General features: G+C 42.9%; 30 protein-coding genes. 6 read left to right on the forward strand and 24 right to left on the reverse strand.

The genetic code is table 11. The features are described from left to right. Positions 1–8: 8 nt before the first annotated feature. The 18 genes from RWS24_RS04565 to RWS24_RS04650 form a co-directional block, all read right to left on the reverse strand. The gene (locus RWS24_RS04565) at positions 9–404 is read right to left on the reverse strand and encodes a YopX family protein (RefSeq protein ID WP_314365854.1); all 396 of its coding nucleotides are present in this window, start codon (positions 402–404) and stop codon (positions 9–11) included. After that, positions 401–583: a hypothetical protein gene (locus tag RWS24_RS04570; RefSeq protein ID WP_314365857.1), complete on the reverse strand. Its 183-nt coding sequence runs from the start codon at positions 581–583 to the stop codon at positions 401–403. Before RWS24_RS04570 ends, RWS24_RS04565 begins: the two co-directional genes overlap by 4 nt. A 13-nt stretch (positions 584–596) precedes the next feature. Beyond that, a complete protein-coding gene (locus RWS24_RS04575; protein WP_314365859.1) occupies positions 597–998 on the reverse strand; it encodes a hypothetical protein in 402 nt (133 codons plus the stop codon). Then, positions 991–1704 (reverse strand): DUF1642 domain-containing protein, encoded by a 714-nt coding sequence (locus RWS24_RS04580; RefSeq protein ID WP_314365861.1) that lies wholly within the window; start codon positions 1702–1704, stop codon positions 991–993. Before RWS24_RS04580 ends, RWS24_RS04575 begins: the two co-directional genes overlap by 8 nt. A 156-nt stretch (positions 1705–1860) precedes the next feature. Next, entirely contained in the window at positions 1861–2286 is a 426-nt protein-coding gene (locus RWS24_RS04585; RefSeq protein WP_314365863.1) for a RusA family crossover junction endodeoxyribonuclease, read from the reverse strand. Further along, a complete protein-coding gene (locus tag RWS24_RS04590; RefSeq protein ID WP_314365864.1) occupies positions 2283–3401 on the reverse strand; it encodes a DNA (cytosine-5-)-methyltransferase in 1119 nt (372 codons plus the stop codon). The genes RWS24_RS04585 and RWS24_RS04590 overlap by 4 nt, the downstream gene beginning before the upstream one ends. 131 nt (positions 3402–3532) lie before the next feature. Beyond that, a complete protein-coding gene (locus tag RWS24_RS04595) occupies positions 3533–3721 on the reverse strand; it encodes a sporulation protein Cse60 (protein ID WP_314365866.1) in 189 nt (62 codons plus the stop codon). Further along, positions 3718–4719 (reverse strand): DUF1351 domain-containing protein, encoded by a 1002-nt coding sequence (locus tag RWS24_RS04600; RefSeq protein ID WP_314365868.1) that lies wholly within the window; start codon positions 4717–4719, stop codon positions 3718–3720. Before RWS24_RS04600 ends, RWS24_RS04595 begins: the two co-directional genes overlap by 4 nt. Positions 4720–4734: 15 nt before the next feature. Continuing rightward, positions 4735–5478 carry a phage recombination protein Bet gene (bet, locus tag RWS24_RS04605; protein WP_314365870.1) on the reverse strand — a complete coding sequence of 248 codons (744 nt, stop codon included), beginning with the start codon at positions 5476–5478 and terminating at the stop codon, positions 4735–4737. Positions 5479–5723: 245 nt separating this feature from the next. Then, complete coding sequence (locus RWS24_RS04610) at positions 5724–5984, reverse strand: hypothetical protein (protein WP_314365872.1); 261 nt, start codon at positions 5982–5984, stop codon at positions 5724–5726. Positions 5985–6057: 73 nt separating this feature from the next. Next, the gene (locus tag RWS24_RS04615; RefSeq protein ID WP_314365873.1) at positions 6058–6210 is read right to left on the reverse strand and encodes a hypothetical protein; all 153 of its coding nucleotides are present in this window, start codon (positions 6208–6210) and stop codon (positions 6058–6060) included. Further along, positions 6207–6410, reverse strand: a complete 204-nt coding sequence (locus RWS24_RS04620) for a hypothetical protein (RefSeq protein WP_314365876.1) — start codon at positions 6408–6410, stop codon at positions 6207–6209. The genes RWS24_RS04615 and RWS24_RS04620 overlap by 4 nt, the downstream gene beginning before the upstream one ends. Beyond that, entirely contained in the window at positions 6407–7249 is an 843-nt protein-coding gene (locus RWS24_RS04625) for an ATP-binding protein (RefSeq protein ID WP_314365877.1), read from the reverse strand. Before RWS24_RS04625 ends, RWS24_RS04620 begins: the two co-directional genes overlap by 4 nt. A gap of 1 nt (position 7250) precedes the next feature. Beyond that, positions 7251–8012, reverse strand: a complete 762-nt coding sequence (locus RWS24_RS04630; protein ID WP_314365878.1) for a phage replisome organizer N-terminal domain-containing protein — start codon at positions 8010–8012, stop codon at positions 7251–7253. Between the two features lie 46 nt (positions 8013–8058). After that, positions 8059–9444 carry an SIALI-17 repeat-containing surface protein gene (locus RWS24_RS04635; protein ID WP_314365879.1) on the reverse strand — a complete coding sequence of 462 codons (1386 nt, stop codon included), beginning with the start codon at positions 9442–9444 and terminating at the stop codon, positions 8059–8061. A gap of 36 nt (positions 9445–9480) precedes the next feature. After that, positions 9481–9732: a hypothetical protein gene (locus RWS24_RS04640; RefSeq protein WP_314365880.1), complete on the reverse strand. Its 252-nt coding sequence runs from the start codon at positions 9730–9732 to the stop codon at positions 9481–9483. A gap of 43 nt (positions 9733–9775) precedes the next feature. Then, positions 9776–10096 (reverse strand): excisionase, encoded by a 321-nt coding sequence (locus RWS24_RS04645; protein ID WP_314365881.1) that lies wholly within the window; start codon positions 10094–10096, stop codon positions 9776–9778. 8 nt (positions 10097–10104) lie between these two features. Further along, positions 10105–10317: a helix-turn-helix transcriptional regulator gene (locus tag RWS24_RS04650; RefSeq protein ID WP_314365884.1), complete on the reverse strand. Its 213-nt coding sequence runs from the start codon at positions 10315–10317 to the stop codon at positions 10105–10107. Positions 10318–10617: 300 nt separating this feature from the next. On the opposite strand from RWS24_RS04650, the gene RWS24_RS04655 reads away from it, so the two are divergent. The 4 genes from RWS24_RS04655 to RWS24_RS04670 all read left to right on the forward strand — a co-directional run bounded on the left by RWS24_RS04655 (position 10618) and on the right by RWS24_RS04670 (position 13347). Next, on the forward strand, positions 10618–10968 hold the full coding sequence (locus RWS24_RS04655) for a helix-turn-helix transcriptional regulator (protein WP_314365916.1): 351 nt from the start codon (positions 10618–10620) through the stop codon (positions 10966–10968). An 18-nt stretch (positions 10969–10986) separates the two neighbouring features. Beyond that, positions 10987–11376 (forward strand): ImmA/IrrE family metallo-endopeptidase, encoded by a 390-nt coding sequence (locus RWS24_RS04660; protein ID WP_314365887.1) that lies wholly within the window; start codon positions 10987–10989, stop codon positions 11374–11376. 12 nt (positions 11377–11388) lie between these two features. Then, positions 11389–12078, forward strand: a complete 690-nt coding sequence (locus RWS24_RS04665; protein ID WP_314365889.1) for a hypothetical protein — start codon at positions 11389–11391, stop codon at positions 12076–12078. 117 nt (positions 12079–12195) lie between these two features. Further along, on the forward strand, positions 12196–13347 hold the full coding sequence (locus tag RWS24_RS04670) for a site-specific integrase (RefSeq protein ID WP_314365890.1): 1152 nt from the start codon (positions 12196–12198) through the stop codon (positions 13345–13347). A gap of 88 nt (positions 13348–13435) precedes the next feature. Here the strand turns inward: RWS24_RS04670 and pyk are convergent, their stop codons facing one another. The 3 genes from pyk to RWS24_RS04685 all read right to left on the reverse strand — a co-directional run bounded on the left by pyk (position 13436) and on the right by RWS24_RS04685 (position 19203). Beyond that, positions 13436–14941, reverse strand: coding sequence for a pyruvate kinase (gene pyk, locus RWS24_RS04675; protein ID WP_314365892.1), 1506 nt, complete (start codon positions 14939–14941; stop codon positions 13436–13438). A gap of 56 nt (positions 14942–14997) precedes the next feature. Then, positions 14998–16008: a 6-phosphofructokinase gene (gene pfkA, locus RWS24_RS04680; RefSeq protein ID WP_295345747.1), complete on the reverse strand. Its 1011-nt coding sequence runs from the start codon at positions 16006–16008 to the stop codon at positions 14998–15000. Positions 16009–16092: 84 nt separating this feature from the next. After that, on the reverse strand, positions 16093–19203 hold the full coding sequence (locus tag RWS24_RS04685; protein WP_314365894.1) for a DNA polymerase III subunit alpha: 3111 nt from the start codon (positions 19201–19203) through the stop codon (positions 16093–16095). A gap of 180 nt (positions 19204–19383) precedes the next feature. Between RWS24_RS04685 and RWS24_RS04690 the strand changes: the two genes are divergently transcribed. Both RWS24_RS04690 and RWS24_RS04695 read left to right on the forward strand, forming a co-directional pair. Continuing rightward, positions 19384–20091, forward strand: a complete 708-nt coding sequence (locus RWS24_RS04690; protein WP_125341666.1) for an ABC transporter ATP-binding protein — start codon at positions 19384–19386, stop codon at positions 20089–20091. A gap of 14 nt (positions 20092–20105) precedes the next feature. After that, complete coding sequence (locus tag RWS24_RS04695) at positions 20106–20939, forward strand: lantibiotic ABC transporter permease (RefSeq protein WP_268689989.1); 834 nt, start codon at positions 20106–20108, stop codon at positions 20937–20939. A 42-nt stretch (positions 20940–20981) separates the two neighbouring features. Here the strand turns inward: RWS24_RS04695 and RWS24_RS04700 are convergent, their stop codons facing one another. From RWS24_RS04700 to RWS24_RS04710, 3 genes are all read right to left on the reverse strand, one after another. Continuing rightward, entirely contained in the window at positions 20982–21677 is a 696-nt protein-coding gene (locus tag RWS24_RS04700) for an LrgB family protein (protein ID WP_002897855.1), read from the reverse strand. Continuing rightward, the gene (locus RWS24_RS04705; RefSeq protein ID WP_314365898.1) at positions 21670–22050 is read right to left on the reverse strand and encodes a CidA/LrgA family protein; all 381 of its coding nucleotides are present in this window, start codon (positions 22048–22050) and stop codon (positions 21670–21672) included. Before RWS24_RS04705 ends, RWS24_RS04700 begins: the two co-directional genes overlap by 8 nt. A 179-nt stretch (positions 22051–22229) precedes the next feature. Beyond that, the gene (locus RWS24_RS04710) at positions 22230–22451 is read right to left on the reverse strand and encodes an accessory secretory protein Asp5 (RefSeq protein WP_002929966.1); all 222 of its coding nucleotides are present in this window, start codon (positions 22449–22451) and stop codon (positions 22230–22232) included. Between the last annotated feature and the right edge of the window lies 1 nt (position 22452).

Below are 22452 nucleotides of genomic sequence, written 5' to 3' on the forward strand. Positions count from 1 at the left end.
CCTTTTTTCTATTCAATCAATTCTGGATTTTCGTATGTGTTGCCGACGACATCTAATGATATGTGGTCTGCCAAGCCGTTAAAGAATAGCGCTCTTGGTTCGTTGTGTTCTATATCGATTCCAAACATGGCCCAATTATCAAAATATCTGATAACTCCTTTACTGTCAGCAGATGGAACTTTGCTATTTTGATATTGAACTATATCTCCCTCAAAAATCTCCTTGCCATTTTTGTCTTTTAGGCCTGTGGAAAGTATAAGCTCCACGTCGTCAAGATTAAAAGTGTCACTCTCGCAGACACCTCCCCAACAGAGGTCAATCTCTGATGAGTAATACCTTATAGATTCTATATAATCCGCAAAACATTTCTCTGACTTAATCCACGCTCTAAATTTCGGTATCATCTGTTCGCTCCTTCCACTTGCTCCAGCCTTGTTGTAAGTTCTTTGATTTGATTAAGTTGTCCTTGAGTTGCATAAACGAAGACTAGTAGTGTTGTGATGAGAACTGCCATAGCTAATATTGTCAATATCCGCAGCCTGGCCACTTCGTGCTCAAGTCTCTCAATTCTTGATTGTTGCATATTCCCTCCTTTTTTAAATTTCAAAAGATCTCTCTAAATACATTTCACGCTTCAATCTGCGCTTTAATTTCCGTTGACGCTCCGCTTCGCTGTCTCTCGTCGCCCCCCCAATTTTTGAATTATCATCGATGTAATCTTGTGCGACTTTCAGCCAGCGCTTATCAACTGTCTTGCAGTCCATTTTCTCACGCAAGCAAGTGATAAGAAAATCTCTGTCAAACAAGCTGTCTAGCTTAATCATCAGTCGAATTGGCGGAAATCTTCCTGCTCTTTCGTCGCTGTTAAGTCTAGTTCTATCCGAACTAAGCTTTGCACCCTCAAACCCTAGCTGCGCCATCATTTCTTTCTTTGTGCCGAAAGCTTCGGTCTTCTCAGCTAAAATTCTGTAAAATTTCTGTACATTGGTTTCAGTCATCTTGTACCTCCTCAACCTCAATCCCTGGGCAATCAAACACCCAACCAAAACCTGCTTTTTCAAGTTCACACTTTCCAAATTCTGTTCTAAATCTACCAATATCATTTCCGCAGAAGAAATAATTTTCTTCTTTTTTGCAAAGAAATTGACTTTGGTTTATATGATTCTTAGCCTTTGGGATTCGTGCTTTATATCGTTTTTCATTCTCATCATTAACCTCATACCCATCAAGCCAAGCACGAGCGAATATTTCTGCCTTAGTCACACAATCTCCATCCATCCATTGACGAATTTCGGGAGAAATATTACTCATAGCGTATGATAGAGACAATTGAGCGTTTTTGTAACTCTCAATCCAATTCGCCACAATTCGAGGAATTTTAACTTTTTCACATTCCATCATGCCCTCAATTTTTCCTAGCTCGTATCCCTCACGCCATTTTGCGTGGCTGAAATCCTGTTCGAATTCACTCATGATAGCTTTTAACCAAACCTCTCTATCATGCAATGGCAATTCTCTCAGTCGTGCTAGTATATTCTTGAGATATTGTGGAGATTGTTCTGCATAGCCTTTTTCTGGCTCGTCCAACTGGTCTATCAGTCCTAATACTGTACTTGACGGAATGCCGTAAACATCTTTGCCGAAAATTTTCAATCCCTTTACTTCGCTGTCTTTGAGCAATTGTTTTAATTCCTGTTTATTCATCTTCCAACTCCTTGATTTTCTTCTTCGCTTCATTGATTTTCTTAACAAGCATTTCTGTACCCGTGAACTTTCATATAAAACTTGTCTTCTTCCTTATCGGCAAGCCTTTTTTGATAGGCCTCTAAAGAGTGCCGGTACTGTTTCAAAATCTCCTCTTTACTCATGTAACTCCTCTATTTCTACCTCAATACGAGGGTTTAGGCTGTAAACTTTCTTAGCCCATATTTCCGACACTCTGCCGTCGTCAGTCCAAACGCAACCAGCGTCAGATATGCTGTCGAATAGTGATTTGATGTAGTTATCTGTGTCTGGCAGTGTAGCGACTGGGATTGTTTCAGCTTCCAGCATTGGACGCTTATATTTCGTATTCAGTAGTTGCTTTGTTGGTTTGATGTAAAATGTCGCTTTTACTTTTAAAGCTGTGTCATACTTCTTGCCTTTCCATTGGTTTCTAACCAAAAGAGCACACTGTTTGCGCCACAAGCGCATGTCGTTTCTTTCATAAGCCGAAGCTCTACCTCGGACGACCGCTAATCTCGGTCTGCTCTGTGGCTTCGGCTCTATGTTTAGTGTTAATTTCATCCCAACTTCCTCGCTATCGCTTCGATCACATTGACTGTCACGCTATTGCCAGCTTGTTTGTATAGCCGACTATTACTATTCACCTCTTGCGCCCTGTCAAAAGCCCAATCTGGGAAACCTTGCAGTCTCCAACATTCACGAGGTGTCAGCTTGCGAATACGGAAGTCTGACGTGACTACTCCTTGGCTTTCTCCAGTCAAGAGAGTGTTAGCCTGTCCTTTTCCTACTCGTCCTCTGCGTGTTTTAGAGTTCGGATGTGCTAGGTTCACGCTGTCCCCAATTTCTGCTTCTGCATATCCTTGAGCGGTTGCTTCTCTAATCATAATTCCATGCTTATCTTGACTTGTTAAAGTAAACATAGGTTCCCCGTCAGACTTAAATCTGCGCCCGTTTTGTCGTTTATCCGTGCGATCGGGTGTCAAAACAGGTATGGCTATTTTTTGCTCCTCTCCCTTATTCGTTGTGAGCGTAGGAGCTAAGCCGTCAGCTTGATAGACTTCTCCATTCATGCCACTACCAGATGGGTTTACATTACCAATTTTCACAACTGATTGGCTACTAATTGACTGACTTTCTCCTCTGAAAGGAAATACTCCTCTGGTACATTCTCCTCTAAGATGTCCGATAATGAACACACGTTCCCTATTTTGGGGGACTCCAAAATTTTTGCTGTTAAGCACTTGCCATTCAGCGTCATACCCCAATTCATCCAAGGCTGAGAGGATGGTCTCGAATGTATCCCCCCCATCATGGTTGAGGAGTCCTTTGACGTTCTCAAGGAATAGCAAGCGAGGTCTGAGAATAGATGCGAACCGTGCGATTTCAAAAAATAAAGTTCCTCGAGTATCTTCAAATCCTTGCCGCTTTCCCGCAATGCTGAAAGCCTGACACGGAAATCCTCCGCAGATAACGTCAACCCGTCCAATTCCTCGAACAGTGTCGTCTGATACTGCTGTGATGTCATGCAGTTCAATTTCTCCTTTCGTATTGTGTATCGCTTTGTAGGATTTGCGAGCAAATTTGTCTATTTCGCAAAAACCCACACATTCATGGCCTGCGGCTTCCATACCAAGACGAAAACCGCCGATACCTGCGAATAAATCTAAAAATTTCATAATCTAATCAAAATCCACCAGCCAATTTGTTGTGAGCATGGCTTGGCTGGTGAAATCCTTTACGTCATCCGTCCAAGTCTGACGCTTAATTCTAGTTCGCTTTTTACGTGGTTCACGGCACGTTGTTTTGTTTATTTTTCAGTTTCTTTGTAAATAACCATAGCTGCACACCGTTCTTCAAAGCCGTACTTTGTTTCAGCTATAGCATTTTGGAATTTAATATCAATCAGTTCAACCTCGGGATTTTTCCTGAAAAAGTGATTTATATCCCATTCCAAGCCATTGATAGCATTTTCTCTAAATACTTTTACTTGGATCATGCTTTCTTCATCCCCTCAACTGTTTCAAATTCGATATCATGAGTATCTAGCCACTCTTTAAACGCATTTGCTTGCTCTAAATCCAGCCAGAACTTGATAGTCGTCACATACTTAGCCGTATTGCCGTCTGTTTTCGCCTGTTCTGCATTTTTTTCTTGTCCGAGGGTGTTTGCACCGCCCTCGATTATCTCGCCCGTGTCAGCGTCGTATGCCTTGATATGAGCTTGCGCATTTTCTTGAGCTAATCGCTCAATTTCTGCTTTGCGTTCTTCTTCGGCTTTTGCTTTCGCTTCCTGTTGCTGTTTAAAGAGTTTTGCAGACTCAATGTCTTTGTTAATGTTGTTCAGCACTTCTGCAAGCGTCAAGCCGCTTTCGTAAGCTCTGATATACGTTGCAGGCCCTAGACCGTTGTTAGCACATTGAGCACTAATAGCTGCTATGTCTTGGTCTTTCTGGTTTTGCTTGTTCAACTCGTCCATAACGATAGCTTCAAGCTCTGTTTCTGTTTTCTTTAAGAGCGTAAAGCTATCTTTCTTGAATTGTGTAGCTTTCGTGTACTCGTCCAAGTATTGCTCAAAGACTTCTGGATTGAGATTGCCCTCTGCTGCTTTTTCAGCGAACCACTTGCGGACTGTGTCTTTCCGTAGCGCCTTTTGGTTTTCTTCATATCCGTCAATTTGACGCTTGAGTTCGTCAATCAAGCCTTTTAGTTTGCTGTAAGGCGCTTTGTACGCTTTTTCAAATTCAGCATAAGGCTCATTGATTGCACCTTTGATTTCTTTGCGTCGATCTTCTAGGTTCTTGCTTAACTTATTCAAGTCTGTCCGAGCTTGCTTTACTTCTTCAATCGAGTTGACCTCAAGGTCAAATGTTCCATATCGAGCAATAGCTTGCTCAATTCCTGCTTCAAAGGCCGCAAAGTCGCTAAATGCGACCTTGGCCGGTTCGAAAGTAATTTTAATATTGTCTAGTTGATTGATTTTTTCTGCTTCTTTCATTCTTCACTCCTCGTTTTAGATAAAAGGCAATTCGATTTGTTCTGCTTCTGCTTCTGTTCGAGCTTCCGCTTCTTCAAAAGCTTTTTGCAATTCGGCTTCACGGTTGCGTTCTTCTTCGTCTTGCTTCATCTGCTCGATTTCTTGCATCTTACGTGCTCGGACTTCTTCTTGTGTTTCTTGCGGTGTCACATCGATAGGCGCTGCTTGTTCCATTTCGTCGCTAGTGTACAGTCCACCAACATTTTCGCTAAATGCTTCACGAAAAGCTGATACGACGGCTACTTTACGGATCATCAGACCAGGCGCTTTAGCCCACATGGATTTTCCTGTGTTGTATGCGACAAGGTCTGCGTCTGCAGAGATAGGACGTGACCGGTCTTTGCGATACACCTTGCACCAACCACCCAGCAGAGTAGCTGATTTTGGTTTGATTGTCCCCTCAATCTGCTTGATTTCACCGTCTGGTGTTTCAATCACAATCCCAGCTTCAAAGCCGTCAAATTGTACGTTTTCCTCTGCCCGCTTCATGAAAGCGTCTTTTGATACTACAATCTGAGCCGGATTGTTGCCGTATTTGATAAAGTAAACTTCTTTCGTGAATGGATTAAGATTGCGGTTTTTCACGATGGCAAGTAAGGTCTGTAATTCCTGCGGACTTGCTTGATGTTTTGGATCGACAAAGTCTCGCAAGGTCTTTCCGTCCAGTTGCTGTAGGTCGGTCAAATAGCCGCCTTTTTGAGTTGAAATTTCATTTGTCATGTTGTTACTCCTTGTTCTACGTTTGTAGTTTTTGCTTATATTTTCGCTTCTAATCAATTTTATTGTTTTATTGGCACAATTATACTCTCGATAGGTTAAAATCGATTGTGCGCCATTCTGTGGCTTTCTAGGTATATATGAGCTATAAGTCGTCTCCGATATATAGCCATTGGCCACCTGAGAAGATAAAACATTCTTCTTTTGGCTCTGGTTGCTCTGGTTCTGTCGTCAGCCACTTGTCATAGTCAAACGGTTCGAGCATAGACTCCCTCCTTTAGCGCCTGGTGGAACTTCACCAAGTCGACCGACTCAACTTTTGATACTCGGCGTTGTGAAGTTCTTATTTGACCTTTGTAAGCCTGCAGACCTTCCTGGCGCTCTTCTTCATTCCTTGGCAGATAATAGCCATTATGCCCGGCTTGTTTGATTGCCACGATAGGAATACCATCTCGATAGATCAATCGCTCGATAGCTTTTTCTACAGAGCGCTTGCTCAGGCCGAGCATTTGTTCAATTTCCCGCCGTGGTCTCGGCCGATCACTTCCTACAGGAATGGCTTGTAAAATTCGTTTGTGTAATTTATTCATTTTCTTCTCCCTTGTATTTTCGCCAAAGTTTTCCTAATTCCTTAACAAACTTCACTACATCATGTCGCTTATACCACTTCAGGCGTTTACGCTCGTTAGGTGTGATATGATACAGCAACGCTGTTTCAAGTTCTGGTATTGTCATAGCCCTACCTCCCAAGTAAATATTCCGCCGGCTTGATGCAGGCTTTCCATTTCTCGCAGTTTCCAATAGCAGACATCACCACTTGCTTTCATCAGCCTATTTACAAGCATGTCTGACAGCTCGTAGTATTTGTCACTAAATACTGCCACCATTTCAAAATTGCTCATTTCTGGTTTCAAGACACTTTGTCTTTTTTTCATATCCTCCTCCTGCTTTCTGTATCTGTCTTAAATCTAAATACATTGTCCTTTCCGGCAAGTATGCGGTCTAGCAAACTAGGCTCATACAATTGCTTTAGTTGCTCCCCTGCGTAATTAGTTGTAATAATCGTTTTTGTTCTTCCCTCAAGCAGCCGATATAAAACTGACTGCGCCCAACTGCTGCCCTCTCTGATAGAGTTCCCAACGTTTGACTCTTTGCCAAGGTCGTCTAATACCAAGAAATCAACATCTTGCAAGAATTTGATTGTCGCCCGTTCTTCCCACTTCGCACCTTTGAGGTTAAAGGCTTCTTTCATTCGCATAAAAAGTTCAGATACTGGCATATAGACCACTGATTTCTTTTCTCCGATTTTTTGAAAGCCCTCATTGAGCGACTTTGCCATGCCTAAAGCAAGGTGACTTTTCCCGACGCCTGGAGGGCCTTGTAAAATTACATTCCCCTCATAGCGTCCTTTGAAATAGTCGGTCGCAAATCGTTTGACGAAGTTCACTGCTTCTGCGTCTTGCTCTGTGTGGATTTCATAACTTCCGATTGTTTCTTTTGCGATTTTCGGAGATACAATTGACTCTCTCTCAAATACTGCATAGCTTTTAAAATTTCTGATTTGTGCTTCCGCTTCTGCCCCTGCTTTGGCAATATCCCTGTTAATCAGCTCTTGTCCGCATTCCGGGCAGAACTCTAATACATTTCCGGTGCATGGGTTTTTAGTCCGTATCATCAAAACGGTTGGGTGTTTTTGACATCGCTTGTCAATGGCATGCGTGTTAGCGTAGTAGGCTGCTCTTAGGTCTTTAATACTTCTAACTTCTTCTGCCATACTAAATACCTAGTTTTGGATCGTATCCGTCGTCTAGCATAGTGATTTTGCCAGACTTGCCACGAGGTTTCACACGATTGCGGACAAGCTCTGCTGTTGTTAGTCCCTCATGCTTCCAGCAATTAAGGATGCCGTTCAAGTAAGCGAAGTATGGCTTGCCATTGTCTACGGCTTCCTTGACTGCCAAGCGCAAGACCTCCATTTTGTGTTCTTCAACCAAGTAGCGCATTTCATCAACTTGTAAAGGAGACGGCTGTTTCCCAAAATTTTCTAAAATTAGTTGATTAAATTCACCAAGGGGGGTAGTGGTTGGAATTTCATTCTTTTTTTCTTTCTCTACCTCTACCTCTGCCTCTATATCTATATCTATATCTATATCTCCGTTGCACTTTGTTGCATTAGCGTTGCATTGCAACGCTTTTTGTGTGCTTCGATACTTGCGAGACCTACGGGTGCTTGCGGTTTCGCTGCCTATCATCTCTGGTACTTGTTCCAGTTTATAGGCAAAATTGTCTGATGTCGTCAATAGCTTTTTTTGCTCAAGGAACATCAGTGTCATTCTGACCGCTTCAGCGTCTTCGTCGATGATAAGAGCCATTTCTTCTGCCAGACTGTCAGCCAAACCCTCAAAATAGATATTTCCGTTGTCTTGCAGACTTGCTAGCATGAGTTTGAGATAGATGATCGTGTGTTCTTCGCCTCCTGGAAGCCGTCGAAGGAGCTTCATTTCTTTCGATTTGAAGAACTCCTCGGACAGCTGCAACCAATAGAAGCGCCTATTTTTTGGATTTGCTATTTCAATCCCCTCCTTACTTTTTCTTGTTATCGTGCCAAATCATCGCTCCGCTGATTAGCAAGGAGATACCGAAGATTGACAGAAAGACATTGCTGACCTCTCCGGTCTTCGGCAGCTCGTTCGGAGAGGTCTCTAATTTGCTCCCTACTGCGTTTTTAGGTTCTTCCTTAGTACTTGGAGCGGGCGGCTCTTTTTCGAGCGATTTAGGCTCTTCTGGAATAACCAACTCGGGCAAGTCTAACACAGGCGGATCGTTTGGCACTACTCCTCCATTCCACTCAGGCTTGTCAACTGTAGGAGGGTCTAACGGTGTGGTACCTCCTTGCCATTCTGGAAGCTCATGAACAGGAGCAGGAGGCATTTCTGGAATACCTGAGATGTCAAGTTTTGGTTTCTCATGCACAGGTGGGTCTAACGGAACAGCGTCTCCTGTGTACTCTGGAATGTCATACACTGGAGCTGGCGGGACGTCCCAAGAATAAGGGCGGATAGTTCCCTTAGCTGAACCCTTGGCATTTGCAACCACAATCTCACGCTCAAAGCTATACTCCTGGCCGCTTGCTGTGAAGCGTAACACATTCACAGGGTTCTGGAGCTTATTCTTCAGGCGTGTTTTGTATTCCACGCTCACGATGTTAGTCACATGTGGCAGGTTGAACTTGAACCCATTCTTGTAGAATTGCACATTAGCCTCTGTTAGAGGAATTTCTCTAATCCCTACCCAGGGCTCTGCTGAAGACAATTCAAACAGACGCATTGAGCCTTCTACATATTCATTGTTATCGTCCCAGGTGTCAGATACGTTCACATCATGAAGGTCATGCTTCACAAAGTTTACACGTCCGCCCCACTGGATAAGTGAAGGATCATCTTTGTCTTGCCAGCCCCATTTAGCCACAATCTCAGTAGGATTTGCCTTGCCTTGAGGCTTAACCTCTGCCTGCTGAACTACTGTGCCATTAAAGCTTAGGTCATATTTTTGTCCTTCTTTAACAACTTCCTTCTTCCACATAGTTGAAAGTGTCATGTCAAATTGTTTGTTAAGTGGGTGCTCTTTAAAGTACCCGTTGAAAGTAGTAGTTACATTCTGTGAGTCATTTGAGGCTACAGCACGTCCTACCACTTCACCTTCTGGGCTAGTCACATCAAACTCCTGTGTGGTAGTCCATTGAAGCTGTTCAGGCAATGTATAAGTAAGTGTATCGCCTTCCTCAATGTCAATCTCATCAGGGATTTCTGTGTGATATGTCAATTCCTTATTCACATACGTTTCAGAAGCTTCTGTATTGTATGTGATTTCAGGTTCTGTGACCTGAATTTGGTTTCCGTCCTTAGCAACTTCACTTGCCAATACATTTGTGCTGATTAGCAAGCCTGCTACAGCTGTTAGTCCTACCACTGATAATTTAATTCCTTTTTTCATTATTTTCCCCTCCTAATATTCAAACGCTGGCGTGATACCTTTTCTAGCCATTGCCAAAGCAGCAATTTCCGCTTGTCGTTGTTCCATGTGGTACAGCTCCAAGTCTTCGTGATACTGTTCCATCAGTTCGGTTTGCATGCGCTCCAGACGCTCTTTTTTTGCACGCTTACGAGCGTCCATTCTATTGCCGTACCAGCCAGCAACGAATGCGATAGTTGCAATCAAAGCAACTCCCATGATTTGACTTCCTAATGTTGGTTCCATTGTTTTTTCTCCTCGTTGTGTTATATAATTAAGCAAATACTTTTTAGAAGCCTAATCGCTTCGCTAGTGCCTTGTCCGACTCTATCTCGGCAAGGCTTATTTTTTTGGCACGGTAGCGGTTGAGTTGCTTCCACTTCCAGAACTTGCGGAAACCATCATAGTCTACAAACATCAGCTTATGCGTTGGGTTGAAGACATATTGCTCAAATTCTGGGTTTTCTCGCATTTCTTTGACAAATTGTTTTGCCGTCGGAAGTGTTAGCCCTTGCCACCTTTGCATTAGATGATCATAATCTCCGCCTGTCGCTTCTTCCGTCCCGCCGGCTGGCGTGTAGATGATTTCTTTTATCTTTACCTGCGGCATCTTCTCCTCTACCTTTCTTCAAAGACGGTCCAACTATCAGAGATAGATAGCTTTTTAGTGATTTCAAGCTTTAGGCCGTCGCTTCCGTGCCCCTCTTTGAGCAACCGATTGATTGCGGCCGGTGTTACACCGATGACTGTTGCGAGGTCCGATTGACTCCAACCTTTTTCATTGAGTCGCTGCTTTACCAACTCAATCCATTTTTGGTGTTGTTGACTCATGTTTTCTCCTTTCTTAATTAGAAAGTTAAAGAAATAGTAAATTATTTTGTTATATCGCTTGACAGATTTTACACTAAGGTGTAAAATGTAAGCATGATTAAAAGGCTTGATAAAACGTTATATCTATCAATTCAATGCGCTCGCCAAAGCTATTTAATTTTTAGATAAGTTTTTACAAGGTTTTTTACTAAATCTTTAACTTACAAAAACTATTTTACACTAGAGTATTATTTTTGTCAACAGAAAATAACACTTTTTTATAAAATATTTTTTGTCATGCCCAAGAAAGGCTTTGTGACAATGTTTTCTACACTTGAAAAAATAAAAGAACTATCCTATAAGCGACACATAAATCTACAAAAAGTCGCCGAAGACTTAGGTTATAGTGTAAATTATTTTTATTCACTAAAAGAAAAAACTTTAAAATCTGACCGTCTTCAAGAAATCGCAGACTATTTCGGAGTATCTACTGACTACCTACTAGGTCGGACAGATAACCCTGCTATTGCAGGAGAAAAAGCTCCAGATCATGAAATAGAACTTGACGACTTGGACGGCCGCATCATGCTGTTTGACGGCAAGCCATTGTCCGATGACGACAAGAGAGCAATCAAAGGCATCATAGAGGGCTACCTCAATAGCAAGAAATAAGTTTAGGTGAGGGAGATTATGGATAAAGAAAAAGAACTGTTGGAGCAGTATGAGGTATCACTTTATACTTTTAACCCAGACCAATGGGCAGGACGTGGTTTCTATGACGCAGAGACAAGGACTATTTTCTTGAACAGCTCCTTGTCTTCTGCAGAACGCCACAGAGTATTGCTACACGAATTAGGACACTTAGAGCATATCGGCTCTATCTATCGTCACTCTGCTATGCGCTGTGAGAATGAAGCCAATCGTTTCATGATCCGCCATCTGGTCCAGGAAGAGCTGGCCAGCTATGATGACCCAGCAGCATTTAACTGGTCTAACTTTGCTAAAAAATATAATTTAAAAACGACCGCAGACGAACTCATGATACAAGGCGAGTATCTGAAGTTTGCCGGAGGTCTTTAGGAGGTTCAAATTATGGGGATTTTTAGCGCTCTATTTGGAAAGAAAAATAGTGCAAGGGTTGATTTGGTTGTGAGAGGTAAATCTAGCTTCTCTGAAGACTATTACGATATTTTGATCACTCGTCCTAGTCTAGTAGATTATTTCGGCCGCAGTTTTGATTTGCCGGCTTACAATGACAGTTTTAAGACAGGCGACGGTCACAAGCTTAGAGAGTGGTTGCTGCTCGTTTGGTGGGGGAAGACTAAGCAAGGGCGTAAGTCATCTACAGCAATCCCCAAATACTTCTTTAGCCAGTATAATCTTAATGCTGAAAAGGTAACCCGAAAGCTCAAGGTCGAGGGATATCTAGAAGATTTGGGCGAAAAAACAAAACTTACAGCCGCCGGGCAAGAATTTTATGATAAATATGCCACGCTGTGGGAGATTCACTCTTTTAAAGGCTTTCCTACTAACTTAGATATTGACTTCCCGACTTGGGACAAGACTAGATCTGAGATAGATTACTACAGGATGAAAGAAAATTATCTGCGAGATAGTATCGCTTTTTATAAGCGGATGATTGATTACTTAAACCAGTATGGACATCCTGGTGGAAAAAGAGAAGCCAAACAAGACATAGACTATTACATCAGCACAGCCAATAGTGAAATGATTGAGCTGGAAGATTTGAAACAGAAGATAGAAATTTTGTTAGAAAAATAAAAAAATCCCCACATTCTCGGCCGGCAAGCTTGAATGTAGGGAAATCCCGTATAAGAAACAACCATTCAAAAGGTCGTTTTCTTGTACTCATTTTACCAAAAATGAGGAGAAAAAACAATGTGGATAGAGAAATTAGAAAACGGAAAATATAAATTTTTCGAGAGATATAAAGATCCATATACAGAAAAATGGCGCAGAGTCTCAGTTACACTAGATAGTGGCTCTAGCCGAGCAAAAAAAGAAGCTCAGAAGATTTTAGATGAAAAGATTGAGAATGTTCTCCAGAAGCTTACGACATCAGACAGGCTGTTTGCCGATGTCCTGGAAGAATGGTGGACATTTTACCAAAAAGAAGTCAGACGGTCTAGTGTCCGTGCTCGTAAACCAGCATACAAAAGACTATCCAACAACTTTGCGCCTAATGTTCCTATCCGCAATATCGATGTCGCTTATATTAAGAGATATATTGCTAATTCTGACTACACAGCTTCTCAACTAAACCATATCAAAGTTGTCTTAAACGGAGTGTTTGATTATGCTCAAGAGCTAAGGATCATAACTGACAATCCTGCCAGGGCTACTACTCTTCCTAAACGTGTATTGACGCTGGAAAATATGCAGTCGGTCACAGAGAAATATCTAGAGCCGGAAGAACTAAATTTGCTCTTGAAAGAGTTATATAAAAGCACTAGAACATACAGAGCCGGACTATTGGCTGAATTTATGTCTTTGAATGGCTGCCGCATTGGTGAAGCTGTAGCTATCGAAAGACACAATTACCGCAAAGAAAGCAGAGAGCTTGATATACACGGCACACTAGACAGTATTGACAGAAACGCCAAGAAAGAACTGACGAAAACTATATCAAGTTACCGCACGACTAACTTGACTAACCGTGAAATCGAGATCATTGACGAGTTTATCAAACTAAACGAACTAGCCGCTAGTACGAACCCTAAACTCTCTGATACAGATTATATCTTCCTCAACAATCATGGGAAGCCAATTCAAAGAAACGCTTTTAACATCACCCTGCAGAAAGCAAATCAGAGATTGGATAAGCCGATTAATAAGCCCCTCAGCTCCCACATCTTTAGGCACACACTAATCAGCATGCTTGCTGAAAGAAACGTACCAGTAAAAGCTATTATGGCAAGAGTCGGGCATAAAGACTCTAATACTACCATGCAAATCTATACACATGTAACAAAGAGCATGAAATCCAATATAGAGAATATTTTAGACACAATTGCCAATGACCGAAAATAGATTTTTGCCCCTTGCTTGCCCCTTATAAAAAATAAAAACCTTGCCAACAACGCTGAAACGTTGATATAGCAAGGTTTTTAAATTCTTATTAACGTACTGTACGGATACGCATTGTGTTGGTACGAACAGCTTCACCAAGTGGCACACCAGCAACGATAACGATATCATCACCAGATTCAACCAAGCCTTGCTCAACCGCAATCTTTTCAGCGATGTCAAACATATCATCTGTGTTAGATGGAGTGTTTGTAGTCACTGGAATTACACCCCAGTTCAGCATAAGACCGCGTTGAGTCAATTCGTCAAAAGTGATAGCCAAGATATCAGCATTTGGACGGTATTTAGAAATCAAACGAGCTGTGTGACCAGTCTTAGTAAGGGTAACTACCAACTTGATATCCATTGAGTTTGTAGCATCTTTAACTGCTGAAGCCATAACTTCAGTCTTAGAGTTACGCTCAAAGTTATCAGTTGTCAAGCGGCCATATTCGTTAAGAAGGGTTTGAGCATTCTTATCGATAGTAGCCATTGTTGTTACTGACTCAAGTGGGTATTTACCATTTGCAGACTCACCTGAAAGCATAGTTGCATCAGTTCCGTCGATAACAGCGTTAAATACGTCTGATACTTCTGAACGAGTTGCACGTGGTTTTTCAGTCATTGTTTCAAGCATGTTTGTTGCAGTGATAACAACTTTACCTGCAGCATTAACTTTAGTGATGATCATTTTTTGGTAAACTGGAACCATTTCGAATGGTACTTCGATACCCATGTCACCACGGGCAATCATGATACCGTCAGCAGCTTCAATGATTTCGTCCAAGTTATCGATACCTTGTTGGTTTTCGATTTTCGCGAACAATTGAACGTGTCCATTACCAGTTTCTTCACAGATTGCACGAACTTCGTTGACGTCTTTTGCAGTACGTACAAATGAAATCGCGATGAAGTTGATTCCTTGCTCAAGACCGAAGCGGATATCGTCATTGTCACGCTCAGCAAGTGCTGGGAAAGGAATCTTAGTGTTAGGAATGTTCACACCTTTTTGCTTAGCAATGATGCCGTCATTTTCAACTTCTACTTCAAATTCACGACTAGCATCATCTTTAGCGACAACACGAAGACCAAGTTTACCATCGTCAACCAATACTTGACGACCAACTTCAACATCATCGTAGATGTCCAAGCCGCCAGCAACGTTCAAAGCAATTACTTCACGAGTAGATTTGATACCTTGCTTAGTAGCAACACGGATTTTTTCACCAGTTTTGTATGAATACTCTTTTGCATCGCCTTCGAACAATTCTGTACGAATTTCTGGTCCTTTTGTATCAAGAAGGAAACCAACTTTTTGACCGGCAATTTCTTCTGCACGCTTAACAGTTGCCATGCGCTCTCCTTGCTCAGCATGGTCACCGTGTGAGAAGTTGAAACGGAATGTGTTTGCACCAGCTTCAATCAGCTTAGCAATGTTTTGAGCTGATGCTTCAACATCCAGCTTTTCTCCCCAATATCCGTCATCGCCGAATTTTTTACCACCGCGGATTTCTACCGCAGGACCTAATGTTGCAACGATTTTTACACGTTTATTCATGATTGTATGAAACTCCTTCTTCTATTTGGCCTCTTGGCCTGAATAACAAATAATAATTAAATATTGATGCTGCGGTTCAAATCAGCCAAGCCCAGATCAGCCTTGTGCGGATTATTGACGACAATCTTACCTTCAGCAGTCAAGCTAAAGAGTGCTCCTTCTTCAGCAGTTCCCAAGATTGGGCTTTCAACCATCTGCTCATTGCGGATTCCAACAGCAACTCCGCCGATACCTTCTTTAAGAAGTTTAACAGCATGTGCTCCCATACGAGATGCAAGAACACGGTCACGCGCAGTTGGTGAGCCTCCACGCTGGATATGGCCGAGCTCTGTGACACGCAAATCGCTCATATCTCCAGCTTCTTTCAGCTTTTCAGCAAATTCATCCGCTGACATAACACCCTCAGCCAAGACGATGATGTTGTGTTTCTTACCCTTGGCATAGCCACTCTTAATGCTTTCAACAACTTCTTCGATTTTGAAACCTTCTTCAGGAACGATGATTTCATCCGCACCAGATGCAATACCTGCCCAAAGAGCAATATCACCAGCATTACGTCCCATTACTTCGATAACGAAAGTACGGCGGTGACTGGATGAGGTATCCCGAATCTTGTCAATCGCATCCATAGCTGTAGTAACAGCTGTATCAAAACCGATAGTGAAGTCTGTTCCGACGATATCATTGTCAATGGTTCCTGGAACACCGACAGCTGGGAAGCCATGCTCTGTCAAGCGCATCGCACCGTGGTAAGATCCATCTCCACCGATAACAACGACACCTTCGATTCCATGTTTTTTAAGCTGCTCAATCCCTTTCAGCTGCCCTTCAACTTGGGCAAACTCAGGGTAACGAGCAGAGTGAAGGAAAGTTCCACCGCGAGAAATAATGTCACCAACTGATGTCGCATCGAGTGGGTAAATCTCGCCAGCTACCATTCCAGCGTAACCATCATAAATACCGTAAACTTCCATTCCTTCGGAAATTGCTTTACGAACAACCGCACGGATGGCAGCATTCATACCAGGGGCATCACCACCACTAGTCAAAACAGCAATACGTTTCATTTCGCTTTTTGCTCCTTTTTCTTTTTAACATTCTTATAGATTATACCACAATCATCATGAAAATTCTCTTATTTTCCATATTTTTTAACGAAAAATCGTTTTCATAGTATAATTCTTCAATTCCTCTTGCAGCTGCTCTGATTTCTCCACTCGGAAATGAGGTGCAGATATGGTTCGCTTCTCATCTTCGTAGCGCAGGACAACCGGAATATTGCCGGGGTATTTCTGCAAAACATGAGATATTTCCCGATCATGTTCATGGCCCGCAAGTTTTATCCAGAAGCGTTCAGTGGTGGCCTCCTCTATGTCTGCCAAGACCAACTGTAAACGACCATCCCGCTCCTGCACCTTGCCGCTCAAGTAGTAAATCCCCTTCTCCTTAATGCGTTCACCCAGCTGGCGATAGGTATCAGGGAAGAGTGTAACATCCAGCTTTTTCTTGGTATCTGAAACCTGCAAGAAGGCCATATTCTCGCCCTTTTTAGTCCGGATAGTCTTGATAGTCTGGACTTGAGCCAGAATCCTGGCTCTGCTATTTTCTGTCAGCTCACTAATCCAGCTAAAGGGCTGATCCGCTTCTTTGGCCAGTTTAACCAAGGGGTGATCGCTAAGCCCCACACCGATAATGCTCTGTTCCAGCTCAAACTTTTCGGCATCGCTGAAATCCTGAGCCTCTGTCCAAGAATAAGTCGTATCCGCAAAGAGACTGCCCAGTTCATCCGCAAATACAAACAGATTAGGAAGATTGGCTAGAATTTTTTGGCGATTTTTCTCAAAACTGTCAAAGAGCCCCAGCTGGATCAGAGGAGTCAGCAGCGGAATCTTATGGTAATTCTGAGGCAGGCGCAGAATAAAGTCTTCCACCCCAGTAAAGGCGGCATTTTGTCGCTCTTCGATAATCCAGTAGGCCAAATCCCTAGGCAGGCCCTTGATATTTTTCAGGCCCAAAAAAATCTTCTTATCCTGAAACTTATCATGATAGGGAATATTGTTGATACTGAGGGGTGCTGTTTCAAAGTCAAAACTCAGGGCATCGGTGATATAGTCATTGCTAGAATAATTGAGCATGACATCAAAGAAAACATCTGGATAATGAGCCTTGAAGTAAGCCAACTGAAAGGCCAGAGCTGAGTAGGCATAGGCGTGGCTGCGGTTAAAGCCATAACCAGCAAACTTCTCCATAATAGCAAAGACTTCCTTGGCTTTAGTTTCCGAGTGACCTAACTTGAGAGCACCTGCAACAAAGTCCTCCTGCATGCGGTGCATTTCAGCAGCACTCTTCTTTCCCATGGCCCGCCGTAAAATATCGGCTTTCCCCAGACTAAAGCCACCAAAGCGCTGGGCCACCTGCATGACCTGCTCTTGGTAGAGCATGATACCGTAAGTCGGAGCTAGAATATCAGCCAAACTGTCATCAATCAACTCCACCTGCTCCAGTCCATGCTTTCTTTTGACAAAATTATCGATATAATCACTGGCTCCAGGACGATTGAGAGAGGTTGTGGCTACTACTTCCTCAAAGCGAACCGGCTGAACCCGCTTAAGCAGGCTGATTGCACCCGGCTGCTCAAACTGGAAAATCCCCTTGGTCTGGCCAGCCGCAAAGAGTTTCAGAGTGTCTGCATCCTCCAAGTCAATCTCTGCAATCTCAATATCTATCTCATATTTTTTCAGGGTTGCTTCTTTCATCCGCTGGACAAAGGTTAGATTGCGCAAGCCCAAAAAGTCCATCTTAAGCAGACCGTTGCTCTCGACTCCGTGAGCATCATACTGAGTGATATACATGTCCTCGCCATATTTGAGAGGTATCTGATCAGTTAGGTCATTGTCGCTCATCACAACGCCGGCTGCGTGGATAGAAGTCTGACGGGGATGACCTTCGATTTTTTTAGCAATATCAAAGGCCTTTTGGTACTCTAGCTTGCTATTAATAATCTGGCGAAAGGCCATATTTTTCTCATAAGCAGAGGTCAGACTATCGCCGAAGCGGATTTTCTTGGTGATATTGGTTAGCTCATACTCTGGCAGACCGAAGCGCTTGAAAACATCACGGATGGCTTGCTTGGCTCCAAAGGTCGAGTAGGTCACAATCTGAGCCGCATGCATACTGCCATAGCGGTCCCGAACATAGCGGATAAACTCCGGCCGGTAAACATCAGGAATATCGATATCAATATCGGGCATGGTATAGCGCTCTAGATTTAGAAAGCGCTCAAAGAGCAGGTTATTCTTGACTGGATCAATCCCAGTAATCTCCAAAGCATAGGCCACTAGACTGCCGACAGCTGATCCTCGGCCCATGCCCATATAATAGCCCTGACTGCGACCAAAGCGCAGCAAATCCCAGACAATGAGAAAATAATCATCAAAGCCCATCTGATGAATGACATCCAGCTCCTGGTCCAGTCGTTCCTGATAAAGTTTACCTGTTAGACCACGTTTTTTTAAGCCAGCTTCGGAGCGCTCCCTTAACTCTTCCACGGCTGGCCGCTCTCGATTAAAGCGTGGCAGTTTCAGCTCCCTATTGATATCATAGTGAACATGACGGACTAGCTGCTCAAGGTTAGCCAGACTCTCTGGGAAAGTTCCCTTAAAAGCTCCTGCCAGAGCATCTGGTGCTAGCAAAAACTCATGATTGGGGAGGCTGCCAATCTCCCGCAGGCTGGCATTTTCTCGAATAGCCCGGAGCATCTGCAAGGTCTCCAAATCCCCCGTGTCAAAATATCGGACGGTATGCAGGGGCAGGGTTGGCCGACCAAACTCCTGCTGGGGCGTTGCTGGAAAAACTCCAACATAAAAATCCAAACCCAAATCCAGATCTGCTACTCCGTCAAAAGCAGGAACAATTACAGCCAATCCCTTAAAGAGATGCTGGAAATCCTCCCAGTTTTTTTGTCCCATCATCTTGAGAGTCGAGACTTTCATCAGATTGCGATAGCCCTGACTGTCTAAGGCCAGCAGACGGAGATGAAGCTCCTGCTCTGCCTTGATCAGACTCAGCTCCAAGCCTAAAAGTGGCTGCAGTCCCGCAGATTCAGCTTCCTCTAAGAAATGATAGGCTCCATAGAGATTGTCCACATCCATCATGCCCAGATGACTGTATCCTAACCCCTTGGCTTTCTGCACATATTTCTTTATCGGGATCAAGCTATCCATAAAACTGTAAACAGTCTTGGTATCAAGTTGTATCACCACATTTTTCTCCTTGAACATGCTTTGCTTCTTCTTATAACTATTATACCGCAATTCACTGAATGAGGGAAATAGGAGTTTGACTGAACATAAAGATTCCATTCACCCTTTCCGGCTTTCTTTGCCATTTTCCTTAGGAAAAGGTATAATAATGATAAATTTAACAAAGTAAAGGAGACATGTATGAATCAGTATCCTCTGGTCTATCTTGACCATGTCCATAAAAATTATGGCGACGCACCCGCCCTGTACGATGTGAGCTTAAACATCCAGCCTGGCAGAATCATCGGACTTCTAGGTCCTAATGGCAGCGGCAAGACAACTATTATCAAGCTTATCAATGGTCTCTTGCAGCCCACCTCTGGCCATATTTATCTCAAAGGCGTCGAACCTTCTCCTGATACGAAAAGAATCGTTTCCTATCTGCCAGATACGACTTATCTGAGCGACAGCTCTAAAGTAATCGAAGCTGTAAAATATTTCCAAGATTTTTATGATAATTTTGACAGCGCGAAAGCCATGCAGCTTCTAAAGGATCTTCATATCGATCCTCAAGTCCGCATCGGAAGCCTTTCAAAAGGAAACAAGGAAAAAATGCAGCTCATTTTGGTCATGAGCCGCCATGCGGAACTGTATATCCTAGACGAGCCTATCGGTGGTGTCGATCCGGCTGCTCGTGACTATATCCTGCAGACCATCATCCAAAATCGCACGCCTCAGTCTTCTGTCATCATTTCCACCCACTTGATTGCGGATATCGAGCCAATCTTGGATGAAGTAATCCTGATTAACCAAGGTCAGATTCTTTTGCATGAAAATGCTAATCAGCTGCGTCAACAGTACAATCAATCCATTGATAATCTCTTCCGCAGCCAGTTTCGCTTTTATTAGGAGGTCTTCATTATATGTTTGGAAAACTCTTTAAATACGACTTTAAGTCTAATTACAAATGGTACTGTATCACCTTTGCCATTCTTCTCACTCTATCTATCTTGATGGGATTTATAACTGGCAGCAGCTTGAGACCTGAGGTCATGGAGCGATATAGTGACTACCCAATGGCTACTAGTGGTGTCATCGTCACGTTATATCTGCTCTTCCTCTTGCTGTTTTCTGCATCCTGCGCTGTCTTTCTGTCCAATACCATCATTATTATCCGTCGGTTTTATAAAAATGTTTTTGGGCGAGAAGGCTACCTGACTTGGACCTTGCCGGTTACGCCGCATCAGATTCTTCTGTCTAAGCTTCTTTCCGCATTTGTTTGGACTCTCTTGTGTATGCTGACCATGTTTATTAGCGGCCTTGTCATTTTTGGCATTGCCCTCCCTATTACCGGCTATTCATTTAATGATTTTTTTAAATATATTGGCGAAATCCCAAATCTATGGCTTTGGATTGTCAAATACGGCTTCCTTAATCTCCTCCAAATCCTTTCTGGTATCCTCTTCTTTTATCTAGCAATCTCAGTCGGACAGCTATTTAAGAAGAATCGGATTATGATGGCTGTGCTTTTCGGATTTTTGATTTGGAGTGTTCTGGCGGTCCTGTCAATCTTCTTACCTAGTCTCTTCAATCCGTATGGCCTATTTGTTCCATACGATTATAGTTACTCCGCTACGGATTTTGAAATGATGCTAGACCTCTCTCTGATTATCCAAATTGTCTTTGAGCTCGTGAAAGTTTTTGGTTTCTATTTTACCATCTATTTCATCGTGAAAAAGAAGCTAAATCTTCAATAAGCAAAACAAGGTTGAAGCATTTTGTTTCAACCTTGTTTATTTTTACTTCAGAATAATGGCTGCCACGATGGGGCTGACCAGAACGTACATGAGCCCAGTCACGCCAATCGCAAGTCCTGCCATAGCTCCTGCGACCTGGCCGTATTTAAAGGCGGTTCCCGTTCCTACCGCATGGCCGGTCCCCCCTAAAGCTAGACCGATAGCTACTGGATCTGTGATTTTTAAGAGCTTAAGAAGCGTTGGCCCCAAGACACTGGTCAGAATGCCCGTCGCAACAACCACCACTAATGTCACTGTAGCAAGCCCTTGCAGCTTGTCTGTGATACCGACAGCCATTGCCGTTGTGACAGATTTCGGAAAAAGAGAAACAGCCAGAAAAAAATCCATGCCGAAAAACTTAGCCAACAGAGCAGTAAAGCTAGTATTGACTACAACCGCCGCAAATGTCCCAATCAAAATACTGCGTGCATGGTGCTTCATCAAATGAAAAGTCTTGTAAAGCGGAATCCCCAAAGCAACCGTAGATGGCACAATTAGGTTGTTTAAATAGGAGCCGCCGACATAGTAATCCTTGTAGGAAATACCGGTTAATTTTAAAAAAGCAATGACCAAAACTGCTGCAATCAGCAAAGGAGTTGTTAAGGGATGAGGAAATCTCCGAAAAATCAATAAACCGAACAGATAGGCCAAGATAGACAAGGCAAGGCCAAAGAGAGGGTTGCTCCATAAATCAGACATTACTGGCGTCTCCTTCCTCATAATCTCCTTCAAAACGAGTCTTAATCAGCTGCACTACAACTGCAATCACGCAGACATTGAGCACAATCGCTCCTAAAACAATCAAAATAATTGGCAGCAGATAAGGTGCAATGACCTGAAATTTATCCATGATACCAACCGCAGGAGGCAGAAAAAGAATGGTCATATTTGCCAAAAGAAAATTGCCAACCATGCTGATATGACGCAGGCGCAGGAGCTTGAACTGCAGAGCCAAAAACAGCAAGACCAGGCCAATGATACTACCCGAGACAGGTAGGTGGAAAACACTTGAAATCCCTTCTCCAACGAGGGAAATCATAAAAATAATCATCAACTGAACGTATAATTTCATACCAAACCTCCATCACTAGTATATCCAGTTTACTCCTTTTCAGAAAAATATCAAGGTGCTTTCAGAAATTAAAACCTTTACATAAAAAATTTGCTTATAAAAATTCCCTCCATTGTCTGCAATAGAGGGTCTTTCTTATTTAGGCAGCCGTCAGGACAGCTTCGCTACCTAAACAGATACTAAAGGGATTGAATCATAAAGAAAATCATAAGCACAATCAGAGCAAGGCTTGCCAAAAGAACTAGAATTTTCTTTGCGAAGTGAGTTTCCCAGTAGCCTGACTTGCCGATTGATGTATTGGTGTCTCTGTAAAATTGCTGGCTCTCTCTGGGAAGAAGACCAACCAGCAAAATCAAGACAAGAGCTGCTACAATGGTAAGTGTAATCAATATTGTTTGCATT

The organism is uncultured Streptococcus sp. (assembly GCF_963528215.1).
Taxonomy (GTDB): domain Bacteria; phylum Bacillota; class Bacilli; order Lactobacillales; family Streptococcaceae; genus Streptococcus.